15 protein-coding genes and 1 pseudogene are annotated in these 18,996 nt (G+C 42.5%); 6 read left to right on the top strand and 10 right to left on the bottom strand.

Going from position 1 to position 18,996, the window contains the following annotated elements:
* Both GMES_RS22900 and dmeF read right to left on the bottom strand, forming a co-directional pair.
* Positions 1-90, bottom strand: a pseudogene (locus GMES_RS22900) (VIT1/CCC1 transporter family protein); the annotation flags it as partial.
* Between the two features lie 35 nt (positions 91-125).
* Positions 126-1,022 carry a CDF family Co(II)/Ni(II) efflux transporter DmeF gene (gene dmeF, locus GMES_RS20610; RefSeq protein ID WP_006994758.1) on the bottom strand — a complete coding sequence of 299 codons (897 nt, stop codon included), beginning with the start codon at positions 1,020-1,022 and terminating at the stop codon, positions 126-128.
* 113 nt (positions 1,023-1,135) lie between these two features.
* On the opposite strand from dmeF, the gene GMES_RS20605 reads away from it, so the two are divergent.
* A complete protein-coding gene (locus GMES_RS20605) occupies positions 1,136-1,411 on the top strand; it encodes a metal/formaldehyde-sensitive transcriptional repressor (RefSeq protein WP_039987932.1) in 276 nt (91 codons plus the stop codon).
* 250 nt (positions 1,412-1,661) lie between these two features.
* Here GMES_RS20605 and GMES_RS20600 read toward each other — a convergent pair whose 3' ends face one another.
* Positions 1,662-2,966 (bottom strand): histidine kinase dimerization/phospho-acceptor domain-containing protein, encoded by a 1,305-nt coding sequence (locus tag GMES_RS20600; protein ID WP_006994756.1) that lies wholly within the window; start codon positions 2,964-2,966, stop codon positions 1,662-1,664.
* Positions 2,963-3,637 (bottom strand): response regulator, encoded by a 675-nt coding sequence (locus GMES_RS20595; RefSeq protein WP_006994755.1) that lies wholly within the window; start codon positions 3,635-3,637, stop codon positions 2,963-2,965. Before GMES_RS20595 ends, GMES_RS20600 begins: the two co-directional genes overlap by 4 nt.
* Positions 3,638-3,818: 181 nt before the next feature.
* Here GMES_RS20595 and GMES_RS20590 point away from each other — a divergent pair, with 181 nt between their 5' ends.
* The 4 genes from GMES_RS20590 (at position 3,819) to GMES_RS20575 (ending at position 9,826) form a co-directional block, all read left to right on the top strand.
* Complete coding sequence (locus GMES_RS20590) at positions 3,819-4,655, top strand: TlpA disulfide reductase family protein (protein ID WP_006994754.1); 837 nt, start codon at positions 3,819-3,821, stop codon at positions 4,653-4,655.
* Positions 4,652-5,419 (top strand): thiol:disulfide interchange protein DsbG, encoded by a 768-nt coding sequence (dsbG, locus tag GMES_RS20585; protein ID WP_006994753.1) that lies wholly within the window; start codon positions 4,652-4,654, stop codon positions 5,417-5,419. Before GMES_RS20590 ends, dsbG begins: the two co-directional genes overlap by 4 nt.
* Positions 5,420-5,571: 152 nt before the next feature.
* Positions 5,572-8,727, top strand: coding sequence for an efflux RND transporter permease subunit (locus GMES_RS20580; RefSeq protein ID WP_006994752.1), 3,156 nt, complete (start codon positions 5,572-5,574; stop codon positions 8,725-8,727).
* Entirely contained in the window at positions 8,711-9,826 is a 1,116-nt protein-coding gene (locus tag GMES_RS20575) for an efflux RND transporter periplasmic adaptor subunit (protein ID WP_039987929.1), read from the top strand. Before GMES_RS20580 ends, GMES_RS20575 begins: the two co-directional genes overlap by 17 nt.
* 141 nt (positions 9,827-9,967) lie before the next feature.
* On the opposite strand, the gene GMES_RS20570 is transcribed toward GMES_RS20575, so the two are convergent.
* Positions 9,968-10,450: a hypothetical protein gene (locus GMES_RS20570; RefSeq protein ID WP_226990353.1), complete on the bottom strand. Its 483-nt coding sequence runs from the start codon at positions 10,448-10,450 to the stop codon at positions 9,968-9,970.
* Between the two features lie 967 nt (positions 10,451-11,417).
* Between GMES_RS20570 and GMES_RS20565 the strand changes: the two genes are divergently transcribed.
* The gene (locus GMES_RS20565; protein ID WP_006994748.1) at positions 11,418-12,788 is read left to right on the top strand and encodes an MBL fold metallo-hydrolase; all 1,371 of its coding nucleotides are present in this window, start codon (positions 11,418-11,420) and stop codon (positions 12,786-12,788) included.
* 222 nt (positions 12,789-13,010) lie between these two features.
* Here GMES_RS20565 and GMES_RS20560 read toward each other — a convergent pair whose 3' ends face one another.
* The 5 genes from GMES_RS20560 to GMES_RS20540 are packed head-to-tail and all read right to left on the bottom strand — an operon-like array spanning position 13,011 to position 18,988.
* Positions 13,011-13,343, bottom strand: a complete 333-nt coding sequence (locus GMES_RS20560; protein WP_006994747.1) for a DUF6488 family protein — start codon at positions 13,341-13,343, stop codon at positions 13,011-13,013.
* A 30-nt stretch (positions 13,344-13,373) separates the two neighbouring features.
* Complete coding sequence (locus GMES_RS20555; RefSeq protein ID WP_006994746.1) at positions 13,374-13,892, bottom strand: hypothetical protein; 519 nt, start codon at positions 13,890-13,892, stop codon at positions 13,374-13,376.
* Positions 13,893-13,908: 16 nt separating this feature from the next.
* Complete coding sequence (locus tag GMES_RS20550) at positions 13,909-14,604, bottom strand: HupE/UreJ family protein (RefSeq protein WP_006994745.1); 696 nt, start codon at positions 14,602-14,604, stop codon at positions 13,909-13,911.
* Entirely contained in the window at positions 14,594-17,743 is a 3,150-nt protein-coding gene (locus tag GMES_RS20545) for an efflux RND transporter permease subunit (RefSeq protein WP_006994744.1), read from the bottom strand. The genes GMES_RS20550 and GMES_RS20545 overlap by 11 nt, the downstream gene beginning before the upstream one ends.
* Positions 17,744-17,752: 9 nt before the next feature.
* The gene (locus GMES_RS20540) at positions 17,753-18,988 is read right to left on the bottom strand and encodes an efflux RND transporter periplasmic adaptor subunit (protein WP_006994743.1); all 1,236 of its coding nucleotides are present in this window, start codon (positions 18,986-18,988) and stop codon (positions 17,753-17,755) included.
* Positions 18,989-18,996 lie beyond the last annotated feature (8 nt).

Below are 18,996 nucleotides of genomic sequence, written 5' to 3'. Positions count from 1 at the left end.
AGCAGTAGATACAATGCCGTCATTGGCACCTAACACAGCGGCCCTTAGCCATCCTACCCGGTTTGAGCGGTGTAATTCTTTGTGACTCATACGTACCTCTTTTATTTTAAAGTAATCGTCAACGGCTAGTTTATTTCTATAGAAATATGAGAAAGGTTAGGTAAAAACTTCTTAAGAATAATTTTGTATTGTTCTGGGTTTAATGGTTCGTTCGATGATATAGCCAAAATAGCAGCTTGATGTGAGCTAGCTATTTTCCAGACATGAATATCATTAATGATCGCATTATTTTCATTAATTGCATCAGATATCTTCCCTAGCGTTGAGATATCAATAGATTTATCTAGAAGTATTTCACTGGATTCTTTAATTAAGCCATAAGACCATTTTGATATTACGAGAGCACCAACAATCCCCATTAAAGGATCCATCCAGGTTAAACCATAATATTTACCTAATAATAAAGCTAAAATTGCCAGTACTGAGGTAAGTGTGTCAGCTAATACATGGAAATACGCGGCTTTAATATTATGATCGTGGTGGCTATGATCATGTCCTCCATGATGATGATCGTCATGTAAGATATAAACTGATGCAAAGTTGACAATTAAGCCGATGATTGCAACAACGATAGCCTCATTAAAATGAATTGATTGTGGCTCCAAAAGTCGCTGAACAGATTCTATGATCATCATCAAAGCAACAATTACTAATGCAATAGCACTGGCAAAGCCACCTAGGGAATTGACCTTCCCCGTACCAAAACTGAAATCTTTATTATTTGCGTGTTTCTTAGCATATGCATAAGCAAAAATGGCAATTAGAAATGCTGCTGAGTGAGTTCCCATATGCCACCCATCAGCCAGAAGTGCCATTGAACCTGACCAAGTACCAGCTCCAATTTCAAGCACCATAATGACGGTTGTTAACCAAAAAACTATTTTTATCTTTTTTTCATCGAGTTCACTGTCAATACCAAAATCATGAGAGTGAACCCACTGAATACTATTATCACTTTTCATTAGATACCCTAAGTAAATGTATTATGCTGTTTGGCTAATTCCATCTTTTAATTTATACTATACCCCAGTATACTAATTTTCAAGTAAGGGAAATCTATGGGTAAAAGTAATTTATGTCACATACTGCCGTGAGTAAAAAAAAGCTATTAAGTCGTGTTAGACGAATAAAAGGGCAATCAGTTGCTATAGAGCTTGCGCTCGAAAAGGAATCAGATTGTATGGCAATTTTACAGCAAGTTGCAGCGATTAAGGGAGCTGTAAATGGACTTATGAAAGAAGTATTGGAAGAGCACTTGAGAGAACATTTAGGAGGGGAGGATTTAACTAAAGAACAACGATTGGGCGAAGTAGAAGACGTTATTTCTATACTTAAAAGTTACTTAAAATAGTTATATCAAGCGCAATATCTGTGGTCAGTACCGGACATTGATACAAAGACAGTACAGACTCTGCTTAGCACAATCCCCTGCAATGTCTAAAATACGATTTAAAGTATGATAGAAAGAGTATTTGACAATAGGTTATGAGGATTAAAAATCAGCCTCCAAATATAATCATGTTCCTAAAGGGTAATTTAACCTCATATTCATGTGATGGGCATCAGAAACATTAAATCACTAGGCTCCCTATTCAATGAAATCAAATAGGAAGATAAAAGGTGACAATGAAATTCGGATATTTGTTTTTAAATACCAGTGACCCCTTATATTTAATTGCAATCGCATTCACTATTGATAATCCTAAACCAGCTCCTTTCGTTCCACCTTTTCGCCAGAATCGAGACGTCATATGCGGAATATCCACAGCACAAACTTTACCCGTGTTTTTTACTTCTATTTTTATCCCACTGGATGAGGATTGAGCGAATACCGAAATAGGCGTCTCCTGCTCACCGTATTTCAGCGCATTTTCGATTAAATTCCGACATACGATGGCTATTAATGGTAAGGCGATAAATGTAATTTCTTGATCTGTGCTTACCATATATCTAATACGCTCGTCCCCCAAGGCAACTTCCTGTTTAATACTATTGAATATTTCCTCTAACGACCAAGCCTCAACAGAAGACAAGGGCATTTCAGATTCGACACGTGCTAAGGCGAGTAGATTATCTAATATTGTATTTAGACGGTGTGCACTTTTTTTTGCTTGTGCAAGGGCTTTATCTCGCCCTACTACTGGTGATAGCTCTGCTAGCTGAATTTGAGTTAGGATTCCTGTCAGCGGGGTCCTAAGTTCATGCGCGGCGTTATTGGTAAACTGCTGTTCGCGCGCAATTCCATCAGATAAACGAGCCATTAACGCATTCTGACTTATTATTAATGGTTGTAGTTCTCGGGAAGGTTTATCCAGACGTACTGGAGACAAGTCATCTCGACCCCGTTTTGCTACTGCAAACGCGAGTTTTCCAATAGGTAACAGTCCTCTTCCTACTGCTATCCAAAGCAAAGCCAAGGAAACGAGAAGTGCTATTGCTGGCGGGATAAGAGTACTTTTTAACAGATTAAAGTGAAGGGATTCTCGTTCACTTATTTTATCCGCGATCGTAATCACAAATTTATTTGTTCGCAAGGCGTAGGTACGCCATTGTGAATTATCGGAACTTAATAAAGCAAATCCTTCTTTCAAATCAGTATTAATGGGAAAATAGTCTTTATGACTGCTGACGATGACGGACCCGTGCAATGAGCTAATTTGGCACGACAAACCTTTAGCATTCCCCAGTTCATTTCCCTCCATAATCGACGGAATAGTTTCCCCTAATGCATCCTGCGGTACAGTAGCTATAATATTACTTAGCATGGTAGCGGTAGACTGCAAACGTTGGTCTAAGGCTATATCTAACTCACTGCGCAATCCTGTAATCAACCAAATACTTGATATTAACCAAAATCCGAGAAAAACGGCTGCAATTAATATCGTTAGACGTAAACGTAAACTCATGATGGAACAGTTTCGATTTTCCCCAATCTAAAACCGAACCCTCGTACAGTTTCAACGGCTTTGGTACCTAATTTTTTGCGCAAATTATAAATATGAACATTCAGAGCATTACTAGCCACATCATCCGAGACCCCATATAGCACATCTTTAAGTTGGCTCTCAGTGATAATGCGACTCGGATTATTTAAGAGTGTAACCAGTAGTAAATCTTCGCAGCGAGATAGGGAAACCTGTATTCCATTTAACTCAGCTCGGCGATTTTCAATATCGTATTGAAGTTGACCGTGGTGAATGAAGTTTGTTAGCCGGTTAGTTGCGCGACGCTGCAAACTTATAAGCCTGGCTAACAATTCTCGAAGATCAAACGGTTTCAGAAGGTAGTCATCAGCCCCTTTTTTGAGACCCGCAACTTTGTCATCAATTCCGTTTCTGGCAGTAAGAATTAAAACAGGTAAAAAATATTTTTGTCGGCGTAGCCAAAGCAACCAGTTAATCCCATCTCCATCTGGTAGATTCAGGTCGAGTATACACATATCAAAATGGCTAGCCTGAACAAACGTCTCTGCCGCGCTGATCGTACTCACATGATCCATTGCCATCCCTTCAGTTATTAAATATGTCACGATCGCATCGGCAATAACATCATCATCTTCAACTAACAAAATATGCATAAATTGCACTCTCTATGAAGTATTTTATTTTGGCCGAAGGATACAATGGGATCCTCGCCATGAACAAGCATTAAAAAGTGGCTAAGCAGTGATTCTAAAGGAACCACCTTCTCTTCATATTCACTTAATCCGCTGACGTCATCCTGACGTGAATTTTTAGAAAAAGAAGAAAAAATAATACATGTTAAGTATTTCGATCGGGCCTTTTGCGATGCAGGTGTCGTTGCTAATAACATTTATAGGTATTGCCGTATTCTGGGTGATAACACACTGGATCACTCGAAAAAATGCTGACAATACACATGTTATTAATGGGCTAATTAGCGCTATAGTGGGTGGGTTAATCATCGCTAGATTAGCGTTCATCCTAAAGCTATGGTCGATATATCAAGAAGATTGGTGGCAAATGCTTAATATTCGAGATGGCGGTTTTCTCTCCTATTATGGCTGGATTGTTGGTATTTTTATTCTTATTGCTTCATCCCGTGGCCGACGCAACATTACCCGTATCTATTTACAAGCAAGTATAGCTACATTATGTGTGGTTCTACCTATACTTTTCGCCGCACGTATCTATAGTCCTGACGCTGGTATACCGAGTATTCCAGTGCACGATAGCCATGGAATGCAAGTCAACCTGCAAAACTTCCATGGGAAGCCCGTTGTTATAAATTATTGGGCGTCTTGGTGTCCCCCTTGTCGTAAAGAAATGCCTGTTCTTGAAGACGCGCAAAAACAACATTCATCCGTAAATTTCTTGTTCGTAAATCAAGGGGAGAATCCACCGACCGCACAATACTTTTTAAAATCACAAAGCTTAAGTATTAAAAATGTTTTCTATGACAAAGCTAGCCAGTTAAGTCGAGCGTCTGGTGCTGCTGGTTTACCTACGACGCTTTTCTTCAATACAAACGGAAAACTAGTCTCAAGTCACACGGGAGAGTTAACACACGCTAGTCTGGCGCATTATTTACATCTACTCAACGAAACTGACATTCAGAATAAGGAAAAGACATGAAATCCATCGCATTAGTGACTATCTTACTTTTTGCTCCATCGGTGCTCGGAAAGGTGACTGCTCTGCCGGAACCTCTTAAATTGGTCGATAAACAAGGCGGAAAAATTGTCAACCAATTCGAAGCCCCTGGAGATATTAAAGGCTTTGTAGCCGATTTCAAAGGTCAGGTTGTCACTTTATATGTAACTGCTGACGACAAATATTTGTTTACTGGCTCCATGTTAGACGCTAAAGGCAATAACATAGGTGAGCAAGCGATGCAAGCTTACATTACCGGCCCCAAGAGCACGAACGATTGGAAATTACTCAAGTCCACCCACTGGATTGCGGATGGTTCGCCCTTTGCAAACCGTATAATTTATACATTCACTGATCCCAATTGTCCGTATTGTAAAAAACTTTGGAAAAATGCTAGACCTTGGGTTGAAAATGGTCACGTTCAGCTTCGCCATATAATAGTCGGGATCCTAAAAGCAGACAGTCTGGGGAAAGCAGCAGCCATTCTTTCCGCAAGCGATCCAGCAAACATATTGAATAAACATGAAGCAGGAAATTTATTCCCCGAGCTAAAAGCTATTGAGTCCCCCTCCTCTGAAATAAATAAAAAATTAGCAGAAAATCATCAAGCCATGATTGATTTAGGTGTTAGCGCAACACCCGCTACCTTTTATCGCGACACTACCGGTGCGGTCAAAAAGCAAAGAGGTCTGCCACCCGAGTCTGTACTACATCAAATTTTTGGACCTTTAAAAAAAAATGAGTAAGCCGAGGGGGTAAACGTCCTAAGTTCCATTTCAGAACTTTAATCTGATTTTAATCCAGCTTATATATTATTCACTATCGATAAAAAAGTTACCAAAAAGTATGACGGACATAGCATTTGTCCACAATCACCGTTTAAAGAAGGTAAAAACCTGTGTGGATAGTTAAATTTGCTTTACGTCAGCGTTACACTATTGGCGCTTTCGTTCTATTGCTCATATTGATTGGTGGGCGGGCTATGCAGCAGATGTCTACTGATATATTGCCGTCAATTGACATACCATACGTCAACGTTATGTGGACGTATCCAGGACTCAGTGCAGGCGACATGGCTGCAAAAATATCGTCCTTCAGTGAAATAGCAATCATGAATAACGTAGATGATGTGAAGCAAGTGACATCAGAAAATGGTAATGGTTATTCTTTGATTCGTGTGGAATTTCACCCAGACGCTTCGATCGAAAAAGCGTTGACACAAATCACCGGCGTTTCGCAAACCATTCTAAAGCGCCTGCCCGCTGGAATGACCCCTCCATTAGTAGTGAATTACACCACATCCAGTGTGCCGATCCTTCAACTAGCGATATCGTCCAATAGTATGACGCAATCCCAATTATACGATTATGCGCGCTTAAGACTTAGGCGGAAAATACAATCTATACCTGGATTACGTCTAAGTTTACCATTTGGCGGGGCACCACGGCAGTTGATGATTGATATAAATCCCGATCGCCTACAGGTCTATGGGCTTACTGCCCGAGACGTCGCTGACGCAATCTATAAACAAAATGTAACCTTACCCTCAGGGGTTTTACGAGAAGATAAAATGGAATTTACCGTCTCAACAAATGCCAGTCCTGAGAGTGTGACCGACTTTGAAGCCATTCCCTTAAAATATACTGAAGGCAGTCTCATTCAATTAAAAGACGTTGCGGAGATACGTGACGGCGGGGCTGTGGCAACAAGTATGGCGCGAGTGGGTGGACAGGCAGGCGTAATAGTATCCGTACTTAAACTTGGTCAAGCATCAACCGTAGACATCATAAATGAAATCCAGAGCCGATTACCTCAGATTAGGAATGATGCGCCTGAAGGTCTAAGTATTACCCCGATTTTTGATCAGTCTAGGTTCGTATTGGCATCTCGCAATGCCGTACTCACCGAAGCTTTATTGGTGGCGGGGTTAGTATCAGTTGTCGTATTACTGTTTCTGGGAAGTGTACGAAGTACAGTCATTGTACTAATTTCCATTCCGCTTGCACTATTAACATCATTAACGGGCCTAATTGCACTGGGCTACACGCTTAATATAATGACCCTCGGCGGGCTTGGTCTGGCAATTGGTATTCTCGTCGATAATGCCCTTGTAGAAATTGAGAATATTAACCGAAACATCGATTGTGGAAAGTCGGTCAGACAAGCAATAATTGACAGTGCCAGTCAGGTCATATTTCCAGAATTCATTTCTACCTTGAGTATTTGTATTGTGCTCATACCTATCTTTTTGTTGGGAGGGGTGAGTTCGTTTGTATTTGAACCTCTGGCACTTGCTGTGTTGTTATCGATGGTCGCTTCGTTTTTTCTGTCACGAACGTTGGTACCTACATTGGCATTTATGCTATTACCAAATGAACGTAAACACAGGGCAACCCATACTTCAATATTAATGCGGATACATCATCGAATAGAAAAAAATCTGGGACATATTATTGTACTGCATATCGCGAATATCAAAAAGCTAATGCCTTATCGGCGCGCCGTTATCGCCATTCTTTTTTTAGTCGTCGTAGCTGTCGTTATAGGGTCAATGTCTATACTAGGTAGAGATTATTTCCCCAAATCCGATGCTGGAGGTATTCGACTGCATTTACGAGTAGCAAGTGGAAGTCGACTTGAGGAAACCGCAAAACAGTTTGCTAATGTCCAGCGGCTGATCCGTAATGTGATCCCTGAGAGCGAAATCCAAGCTATCGTAGAAAATATAGGCCCACCCGACCCTATAAATCGAACCTGGATTAACTCGATGATCAGCGCATCTTCCGAAGGCGAAATGCTCATTCAACTGAATCCAGGCCATTCGCCAACCGAGGATTACATTCGCGAAATAAGGCAGCAGCTCAAAACGCGATACCCAAACTATGATTTCATATTCCGGCCTGCGGATATTATCTCTCAAACACTGAACGGCACAGCGGACTCTGCAATTGAAATTAATATTACTGGACGGGATATGACAGGAAATAGCCAGCTTGCCAAAAAATTAATTAAAGAAATTAAATCCATTAACGGAGCGGTTGATGTCATGATTGGCCAAATAATGGCGTGGCCAGACCTGAATATCAGTGTAAATCGTGTTCGTGCCGCACAGCTAGGAGTAAGTATTGCTGATATCAGCCAAGCTCTTTTGGTAAGTCTAAGTTCTAGCGCAGCATATTATCCGAACAGTTGGGCAAACAGTGGTATCAGCTACATCGTTGCCGCCCAGATCCCGCCCCACCGGATGGATTCATTGAATTCCCTTTTAAATATTCCGATAAAGTCCTCCACCGACGGCAATGTAATACTACGAAATGTTGTCACTGTAAAAGAGCGAACTCGCCCCGCTAAGATAGAGCGACGTATGCTTGCACCTGTGGTTAGCATTTTAGTTGGCGTAGATAAACGAGATTTAGGAGGGGTCTATGACGATGTTGCCGCCCTGATTAAGCAATTCAGCAACGAACTAAAACCGGGAAACATTATCGTTGTAGATGGTCAGGCAAAAGACATGTTGGATGCTTATAAAAATCTCGCTACGGGAATGATTATGGCTGCGTTGTTTGTTTATCTACTTATGAGCGTCAACTTCCAGTCCTGGGCACTTCCATTGGTCGCTTTAAGTGCTATGCCACTCGCTATTACTGGCGCAATTCTTGCGCTTATTATCTCTCAAACCCCTCTTAGTGTGTCCGCGTTTATGGGGATGATTATGGTTATGGGAGTCACGACAGCAAATAGTGTACTTGTGGTAAGTTTCGCAAGGACTGAAATGCTATTAAATAAGTCAGCTAATGAGGCCGCAATAAGTGCCATCCAGACTCGCTTTAAGCCAGTGTTAATGACAGCGACAGCGATGCTCATGGGGATGATACCTATGGCCATGGCCTTAGGTGAAGGCTCTGAACAGAATGCCCCGTTAGCCAGAGCTGTAATCGGTGGACTATTGCTAGGGACCCCTGCCACGCTCACTTTGGTCCCATTAATACTTAGTTTCCGGAAAAAATCTCTTTTTAAAGACCGCGAGGAAAATACACTTGTCTCATTTAATTAATAAAGTACGAATAGATCTGTTTTGTTGTATTGGTTTGTTATGTGTTAGCGCGCTGACCGTAGCTAGCCCAAAGGAGTCATTCCAAAAACCTAACATCTCCGAACGACAATCAATAAATCGTCTATTGCAAACCGCTGAATTAGAAATTGTAAATATTGAGCGGACGGTAATCCTACCCATGCTTTCTCAACCACTCCAGTCTGCGAGATTATTTTCTCGAGTATCCGGGTTCATCACAGCTCGATATGCAGATATAGGAGATAAGGTAGAAAAAAATGAAATATTGGCCACGATCGATAATCCGCAACTCATCGCCCAAGAAAAAAAGATATTGGCTGATATAAACGAAGTGGAGTCGGAGTTAGAACTCAATCAATTAAATTTTAAGCGGGCTGAGCAGCTAGTAACTGATAATTTAGTGAGTAGTTCAGAACTGGATCGTCTACGTATCTTAGTATCAAGAGCACAAGCTAGAATCGCTAGTTTAAAAGCTGAATTGGAAGGAAATCTTTCACGTCAGTCTTTTCTAGATATACGGGCACCTTTTGCTGGATATATAGTGGCAAAAAGACTGGAAGTTGGAGATCTTGCCAGTGCGGATGCTTGGCAAAAAGAACGTTACTTTTTTGAAATTGCAAATACGATACGATTGCGTCTCAATATTCGTGTTCCACAAATTGAAATTAGAAATATAGCAGTGGGAGATGAGGTGTTAGCTAATTTTACTGGGTACCAAAATCTGTCTGTCAAAGGACATATCACGCGGTTGTCACGGGCGGTAGATGAGCAATCAGGTACCATGTTAGTGGAAGCCGAAATAGATAATAGTGACTATAATTTACCCGCAGGATTGCGGGGGGCGGTTTCTTTAAAATTATCTGCAGGCTCGAAGATAAATAAAGTTTGGAAAGCCCCCCTTTCAGCTATTAGTTACCATAATGGCCATGATGCAGTAGTTGGTGTGATTAACGGGGAAATTAAATTTCATAAAATTGATATCGTATCCAAAACAAAAAATAGCGTTTTACTGCGCGGCGATCTAAACGACGTTAGCAAAGTGGTGCTGAATCCAAATGCTTTATTAATTGAAGATAGTTAGTTAAATATATGTAAGTAAACAACTCATATTTCTATTGGTATGTTATGAAATCTATTACTGGGATCTACAACATAAGGTTGAATTGCAATCAAGGAACACTCATAAAATTTAACATTCAGCCGAGGTATTAAAAAGGAGACATCAGGAACAAATTGCTTTCGACTGACTAGTAAAAGTCTGTTGGCGAGCAACCCATAAAATTAATGGAGGCAAAATCAACCACTGTAACATGGGTAACATTCCAGTACCTAAGATAGGAAGTTCCGGCATTATTGACGCGTATTCCCAGCGATCCCAAATCTCAGTTGCCAACCATTCCATGAAAATAGTGATAACGACTCCTGAGGCTAGATATGTAACCGTTGAGGAAATAGGCAACGTATATATCCAACCTCTAGAACGAGCAATTACTGCACCACTCCAAAAAGCCAACACACTAATCACACCATCACCTAAGCTCGCTTGCGTACATGTGCGCACGACGCTCATGTGATCTAGGCTGTTGAATCCAACATAGTAAGGCATTTGCCACATTTCCCAAACAAAATTGAAGAGAAAAGAAACGAGTAATAAGTTTATCTCTGGATTGTGTATCGTACGTCGCAAGCAAACCTGTTTTTTCAACTGATTCTCCCGATATACTTATTCTGTACTTAGAAAAAGAAAATGTGAACTCGGTATTAAACAACAAGTCCTCAGAATAGAATTAAACACGTTGGCGTTTGCAAAATATTGGCTAATATCTATTCAATTTTATTTGAACACAAACCTTTGCTCGCGGCGGAAAATTAAAAGATGCAAGGTAATCTTCTATATCTGAAACTGTCGGAACGGTAAGAATATATCCACGATTAATTACGTAAATATTTAATAAGGGCAATACCACTTAAAACCAAAATAACCACTACCAGCAAACAAACTAAGACCATCCCTACCATCATTCCCATACCCATTGATTCCATCATATTTCTATCTCTTGACTTGTAATTTTAATATTTAAAGCAAAGTTCACGCCAGCCATTCGAGAAAGTTTGAGCCAGCGGTTATGCAGAGCATATTCTTAATAACATTTAGCGATTGCTATTATGCTAGATAAGTGAAATTAGTTATCATTTTATAACAGATAGGGACTAAGTGGGTGGACTTATCGTTAATTTCATAGCGGTTAAGTACTTCTTCATATTTTCTTTGACCCGATACAAATTTTTGGTCATAAATTGGAGTAGTGACCAGTACAATACTGGTTTAAGCCCAAACGAGTCAAAAAGAAGGTACTGGCTTTACTATAAAACTGTGGCCAATAATACTTGACCACTACACAGAGAGTATACGAATACGAGGGATGTGCCATATGCCCGCCAAGTTAGGGTGTAATATTTACATTAAAAATCCCACCTATTGAAAAAGTTACCATTCCCAGCAGCCCCTCATCTTACTTACCCTCAAACTTGAGGATATTTATCGGTACTGTGGGGCACCAATAGTGCAGGCAATTAGCTTCCCCCTAGTAAGGCATTATTTTTGCTTTATTTGCTTTAATTAAAACTGAATCAAAAATTATTATCTCAAATCACAAGCCGAGGAAATATTTATGTTTATACAAACCATTAAGACCTCTGGATTAGCACATCTCTCTTATTTTGTAGCCTCTGGAAACAAGGCGGTGGTCATCGACCCGCGTCGAGATATCGATATATATCTTGATATTGCGCAAGAGAATGAATGTGACATAACTCATATTATTGAAACTCACCGTAATGAAGACTTAATCAGTGGGGCACCGATACTTTCTGAATTAGTTGACGCCGAGGTACTTCATGGGCCAAATGCCGATGGTGAGGTTTTATACGCAACTACGGTCAAAGAAGGACATCAGGTTCGTATCGGTAACTTGACCTTAGAAGTAATTGAAACGCCAGGGCATACCAAGGATAGTATTTGCATTTTAGTGTTTGATAATGATTTTGACCAAGGGCCTGTGGGTATTTTTACCGGGGATACCCTTTTCGTAGGGGATGTGGGGCGTACGGATTTTTATCCAGAAGAAAATGAGCATGTAGCTGGTTTGCTTTACGACAGCCTGCAAAAGATTAAAGCAAAAGCTGCTGCGTCAATTATCTACCCAGCCCATGGCGCTGGTTCAGTTTGTGGCGATGGCATGGCCGAACGTGAATTTTCAACCGTTCAGCACGAAATTATGAATAATCCATTAATGGGTATTAACGAACGAGCGGAATTTATACAACATAAAATTACTGAGCATCATTACACCCCCCCATATTTTTCCGACATGGAGCGACTTAATATGCAAGGTGCGCCAGCTCATACAACTTTTCAGATGACTCCGTCGGTACAAGTCGAACAACTTAAAAACATGTACCAAAAAGGTTACGTACTTATTGATGTCCGTCCCATCGAGTCATACCTAGGTGCGCATATTTCCAACAGTTGCTGTCTACCAATTGATATGATTACTGCCTATGCAGGGTGGTTATTCTCTCTTAATGATAAACTCGTCATCATTGCTGACGACCAAAATATGGCACGTTATGCCGCACTGCATTTTGCTCGCATTGGATTTGATAATATTGAGCACTACTTTTCCACTAATATGGCTATGGTTGCAGCGAAAGGAAGCTGTTTTTCCACGATTGATGCAGTCAACGCTGAACAAGTTAAACAGCTACTAAATGATGATTGGCACTTATTGGATGTTAGGAAAATAACTGAGTATGAACCCATCCATATTGAGAGCAGTGAGCATATTTTTTTGGGGCACTTAGCTGATAAAATTAGTGCGCTATCGCCGGACGATAAGTTTATTACCATGTGTGCAAGTGGTATTCGGGCTACCGTAGCCGCAGCGTACTTGCAAGCAAAAGGCTACAACAATGTTAAGGTATTCCTCGGTTCTATAGGGGCTTGGCAGTCTAAAAACTATCCTGTCATAAAACCCAGTTAAACCGTTATGCCACGTATATGGAAGAATATCTTGAACAAACATTATTTGAGTAATATTTCTATTTATTAATATGTGGCTATGAAGGGATATAGTCTATCTAATTACTGAGCCACTCCATCGTGAGCAAACTAGCAGCTAGTATATATTCCTTCAATATGACTAATTTTGGAGCCTCACAGAGTAATTGACCAGCAGATAGTTAAGTCTTCCGGCTCATTAGGTTTAAAAATTGTTTTTGTGGGTAACATCCATCACCTGCCCATTATTGGCGATCTGGAAGTAGATCGTACTTTCTGTTTCAGTGTTGTTGGCGCTGACAATATAAAAGCTGTCTTCAACACTAACGACTGACATATCTGATGAAGTCAGCAGCTTCCACGATGCACCTAGCTTCCCCACTTCAAAGCCAAACTCCTTAAATGTCATTTGTGGCAACGACTTGCTAACAATGTTTATAGCAGCCTGACCGCTAATAACACCATGATCACTATGTGCTGCAACATTGCTACAGAATATGGTGCTACACACTGCTAATACAGATAGTAGTTTTTGCATTTTTTTCTCCAATTATGGTTACTTTGATTATTATTTAAGGCCAATCACTTCATACTGTCCTTTCACCATGAGCTGCACACTGATAGGCAGGTCTGATTTATTTTTCCAATACCAACCATGCGACCCAGCAAAAGGAGCCGTAAAGCTACCTTGCATGCCGTTTAACGTAGCAATGGCGTAGCTTTCAAAATATCCCGTAGTGTCCCCTTGTGGTTCTCCGTGTAAATCAAAATACAACGAAGGGCCGTCTGTCAGCCATTCATAGGTCACTTTGTCGTATTGTTGCAGATTGAATTTATACTCTACCCCTTGTCCGGCAGGTATAACAACCTCGATAACCTGATATTCATCTGACCCTACTTGGGCTGATTCATTTGGCGCTTCCGTTGCAGCCGCCGTAAGTAATGTCAAGCCCAATTCCTGACCAATGCCTGTGGGGTCGATGTTGTACTCGGCAGGTAAAATGAAGGTAATCAAAGCCACTATAGCCACAAGGGTGGCCGATGCGCTGGCTTTTAATAGCGTTTTAGTACTTACAGTGTGTTGCATATTTTTCTCGTTTTAATTAGTTAATGACAAAACCGGTGAGCTGGTAACCAATGAGCATGAGTCCGCCACTCATCAATAACGTATTGGTTAATGTGGAGAATCGTTGGAAAGACGGTAGTTTTCGCCAAGCATTGATGGCAATGAGGATAAATACCAATGCCGCAAATTGCCCTAGCTCCACCCCCAGATTAAACGCGAGCAAGTTAATGATCAGCCCATCTCCTGGCAACTGAAATTCCTGTAATTTGGTCGCCAGGCCAAAACCGTGGAACAGTCCGAAAATCAACACGGCCAATTTGGTATTCGGTTGCCAGCTAAAACAGCGTTTAAAGCCGCCCAGGTTATCAAAACCCTTGTACACCACCGACAGACCAATGATGGCGTCAATCAGATAACCGTTGACTTGAATATCGCTCAGTACGCCTAATAATAAGGTCACACTGTGACCTAGTGTGAACATGCTGACATACAGCAGTACGTCGCGGCTTTTGTAGAGGAAGAAAATCACGCCCACCAGAAACAACAGATGGTCATAACCGGTGATCATGTGCTTGGCACCGATATATAAAAAGGGCACAATTTGCACGCCAGTATTCTGTTCTAAAAAAGCGCGAGTGCTATCATCGACGCCGTGGGCAAATGCGTCCAGGCTCAGTGCCGTTAGACACAGGAAGATCACAACAAGGCTATATTTCAGTAGATTAGTTGGCATTGGCAGACTCCATCATCTCAGACTCGGTCAAGATTGACTCCTTTTCTATATGTAAAATGCGATACAACGCAGGTATAACAAACAGTGTTAACAAGGTCGATGAGATAATCCCCCCTATGACCACTGTTGCCAGTGGACGCTGCACCTCAGACCCGATACCGGTATTAAGTGCCATCGGCACAAATCCCAGGGCGGCAACCAAAGCCGTGGTCAATACCGGGCGAAGACGGGTTAAAGCCCCCTCAAAAATGGCTTCATCCAGCGAGACATTGTCTTTACGAAGTTCGCGAATGAAGGATACCATTACCAATCCGTTCAAAATGGCAATGCCCGATAGCGCAATAAAGCCTACCGCAGCCGAAATGGAAAACGGAATATCCCGCAACAGCAAAGCAGCAATGCCTCCCGTTAAAGCCAAGGGCACACCGGCAAATATGATCATGGCATCCTTAAATGAACTAAGTGCCAATATGAGTAAACCAATGATCATCAGCAGAGTAATTGGCACAACCACACTGAGTCGCTGGGAAGCCGATTGCAACTTTTGATAAGTACCACCGTACTCAACCCAATTCCCGGCGGGAATGTCGACATTGTTGCCAATGGCTTGCTGAATATCCGCCACAAAACTACCTAAATCACGTCCTCTGACGTTCGCAGTAACCACTATGCGACGTTTTCCGTTTTCGCGATTTATTTGACTGGCTCCGTCTACCAAATTCAGCGTTGCCAGTTCTTTCAGTGGCACAGCGTGGCCGTCAGGTAATTGAATAGGTAAATATGCAAGCCCATCTATGTCTGTGCGTAATTCTTCAGCAAGACGCACCGCAATATCGGAGCGGATATCCCCTTGATAAAACTTACCTGCCACAGTACCTCCCATTGCGGTACTCAGTTGCGACTGCACTGCTGCCTTGCTAATGCCATACTGCGCCAGCTTTTCAAGCTTAGGTTCAATAGTCAGCATGGGTAGTCCGGTAGTGCGCTCCACCTGCAAATCGGCAATACCTGCGACATTACTGACCGCCGATTCAATCTCCCCACCGATCAAAGCCAAGGTGTCAAAATCATCGCCAAATACCTTAATGGCCAACTCTGCTCGAACCCCCGCAAGAATTTCATTAAAACGCATTTGGATAGGTTGCAAGAATTCATAGCGATTGCCCGGAACCGGGGCAACCATAGCGGCTAATTCTTCAACCACCTGTTCCTTAGACTTGTTGGGATCAGGCCACTGGTCGCGAGGTTTCAGGATAATAAAGTTATCTGCCACGCTGGGCGGAACGGCATCTGTTGCCACATCTGCGGTGCCTATTTTGGCAAAAACCCGTTCAACTTCCGGCATTTGTTTGACTTTTTCTTCTAGTACCTCTTGCAACGCTATAGCCTGACTTAGGGATGTACCAGGAATTCGTAAAGCATGCATGGCAATGTCACCTTCATCCAGATCCGGTGCAAACTCGCTACCTAAGCGTGTAGCTTGATAACCGAACAAGATAATCAGTAAGCTCGCGGCTATCACTACTAACCATCTACCTTTTAATACCCAAGCTAGGGCTGGACGATAAGCGGCTGTTGCACCGCGAATAACAGGATTGTGTTTTTCTTTTACCGGTTTTTTAAACAGCAATGCAATCATGGCTGGAACAAAGGTGATGGACAGAAACATCGCGCTCAGTAATGCGATTACAACCGTTATTGCCATAGGGTGAAACATTTTACCTTCGACACCTTCGAGGGCAAAAATGGGCAGATACACAGCGGTTATAATTAACACGCCAAAAAGCGCTGGCCGAATGACCTCTCGTGTTGCCTCAAATACCAACTCCATCCTCTCTTTCAGAGCTAAAGTTTGATTAGCAGAGCCAGCCTGACTCAGGCGGCGCATACAGTTCTCAACAATGATGATGGCACCATCAACCAGCAGACCAAAGTCCAGTGCCCCCAAGCTCATCAGATTAGCGCTAACATTACTTTGCACCATACCGGTAATGGTCATAAGCATGGCGAAAGGGATGACCAGCGCAGTAAGGAACGCAGCCCTAAAACTGCCCAGCAGCAAAAACAAAACAACAATAACCAATAACGCCCCTTCGAGCAGATTGGTTGTGACAGTTTGTAACGTTTTATCAACCAGTTTGGTGCGATCATATACAGCCGTTGCAACAATTCCCTCAGGTAAGCTGGCATTGATTTCTATGAGTCTTTCACCCACAGCATTTGCAACAGTTCGGCTATTTTCACCTATGAGCATGAATACTGTGCTCATAACGACTTCTCGACCATTTTGTGTCGCTGCACCGTTTCTAAGGCCCTTACCATTGCTGATATCAGCAACGTCTTTAATGCGTATCGAAGCACTGTTTATGCTACGCAAAGGGATTTCACCAAGTGCCTGCAAATCTTCTATCTGGCCAGGCATTCTTAACAGCCATTGAGCACCGTTTTGCTCTACAAAACCTGCTCCTTGGTTGTTGTTATTTTGTTCAATCGCCGAGATAACATCCGCTGGAGTCAGCCCGTAAGCCAACAATTTGTCAGGCTTAAAGCCGACCAATATTTCACGCTCATACCCGCCGATAGGGTTGACTTCAACCACACCGGGTACGCGCATCAATTGTGGCCGAATGGTCCAGTCGTGAACGGTACGTAAATCCATCGGTGTGACTGGCGATCCATCTTCGTTGGTGGCCCCTGGTTCAGCATCCACAGTAAACATAAAAATCTCGCCCAACCCCGTTGCTATGGGCCCCAGCTGCGGCTCTAATCCTGAGGGTAGTTCGGCGCGGGCAGCAGACAAGCGTTCATTGACTAACTGGCGGGCAAAATACACATCGGTATCATCATCAAAAATGGCAATAACTTGTGACAGGCCATAACGGGACACCGAGCGCGTGTACGTGAGACCCGGTAATCCGGCTAAGGCGTTCTCTAACGGGTAAGTCACTCGTTGCTCTACTTCCAAGGGTGTAGAACCAGGGGCTTCGGTGTTTATCATTACCTGCACATTGGTAATATCCGGTACTGCGTCTATAGGCAGATTGGTGAAATTCCATATCCCCAGTCCTGCAAAACCCAATACCATTACAAAAATGAGCAGGTTGCGTTTTATCGAAAAACGTAGAATCGATTCTAACATTACGTGCTCCTAGTGGTCGTGGGATGCGCCAGACTTTTCAATGTCGGCTTTAAGAATGTAACTATTTTCGCTCACGTACTCGGTGCCAGGCTCCAGCCCACCTAAGACTTCTACCCACACTTTATCCTGACGGCCTAATTCCAGCATCCGTACTTCGTATTGCTTATCTACCTTGGCGTACACTACGGTAAAATCCCGAAAGGCTTGTAAGCCGGCACGCTTGACTGCTAAGGGCACATTAATGGTAGCGAATTCAATTTCCGCCTTAACAAAACTGCCGGTGGATAACTGTCTTTTTTCATTATCAACATACACCCAGACCAATCTGGCTTGATCATCACGCACCGAAGGTTCGATATAGGCCACATTACCAGTGAATTCGCTGGCGCTCCCATCAATGCTCATAGTAACCGGTGTTCCTATTGCTACTTTTGCGTAATCATTGGGGTAGACTGCCAATTGCGCTATGTAGGTAGAAGGGTTACTAATCGTTAGCAACGTTCGCCCTGCAGTTTGCTCACCGGCATTCGCCTGCTGTGCAGTGATGATGCCCTCCACTGGTGCTGTGATCTGAAAAGATTTCAAACTCTCATTACTTTCGACGGTTAACAATAACTGCCCCTTTTTGACGTTATCGCCTTGCTTGACATGCAGTTGTTTGATTTCTCCATCAAACCTCGCCGCAACGATGCGATTTGCACCTGGTGGCAGCATTAACCTGCCATAAACAGGGAACGTTTGGTGAAGCATGACATGACTGGCGACTTCAGTTTTAATCTCCATCGCATCGGCAACTGCCTGCTCAATGGTGGTACGTCCTTCAAAGTTGTTGTATTTCCAGTGGTGAGTTTTGCCCTGATGTTTAGCGGTAATCGTTACCACAAAGGAATGCGGCTCGTAAATCACCATATCACCGCGCAGAAATCCGTCTTGCTGATTAAATTGGATGTCATCCACAACGCCTCCAAGACGGGTGAGCTTGATATTAAGCTCAACTTTATCTGGTGATATCGGTTGCCCTTTATCCATTACCCATACACGAAACTCAGGCGGCACGCCGGTTTCAAAGATAGCCAGTTCTATGGCAAACTCACCGTCGCGCAAAATTCGACCATTGTGAGATCCTTTTTCAGGCTCTACCTGCTCCTCCGCAGGAGCAGGTTCCGCTAGAACCACAGGTGAGATAAAGCATGTCAGCCCTAGCAAAATAGTTATTAATATTGAGATGATATTTTTGTTCTTCATAAAATTTC

The sequence above is a fragment of the Paraglaciecola mesophila KMM 241 genome (assembly GCF_000315015.1).
Taxonomy (GTDB): domain Bacteria; phylum Pseudomonadota; class Gammaproteobacteria; order Enterobacterales; family Alteromonadaceae; genus Paraglaciecola; species Paraglaciecola mesophila.
This window is presented reverse-complemented; position numbering and strand designations above follow the sequence as displayed.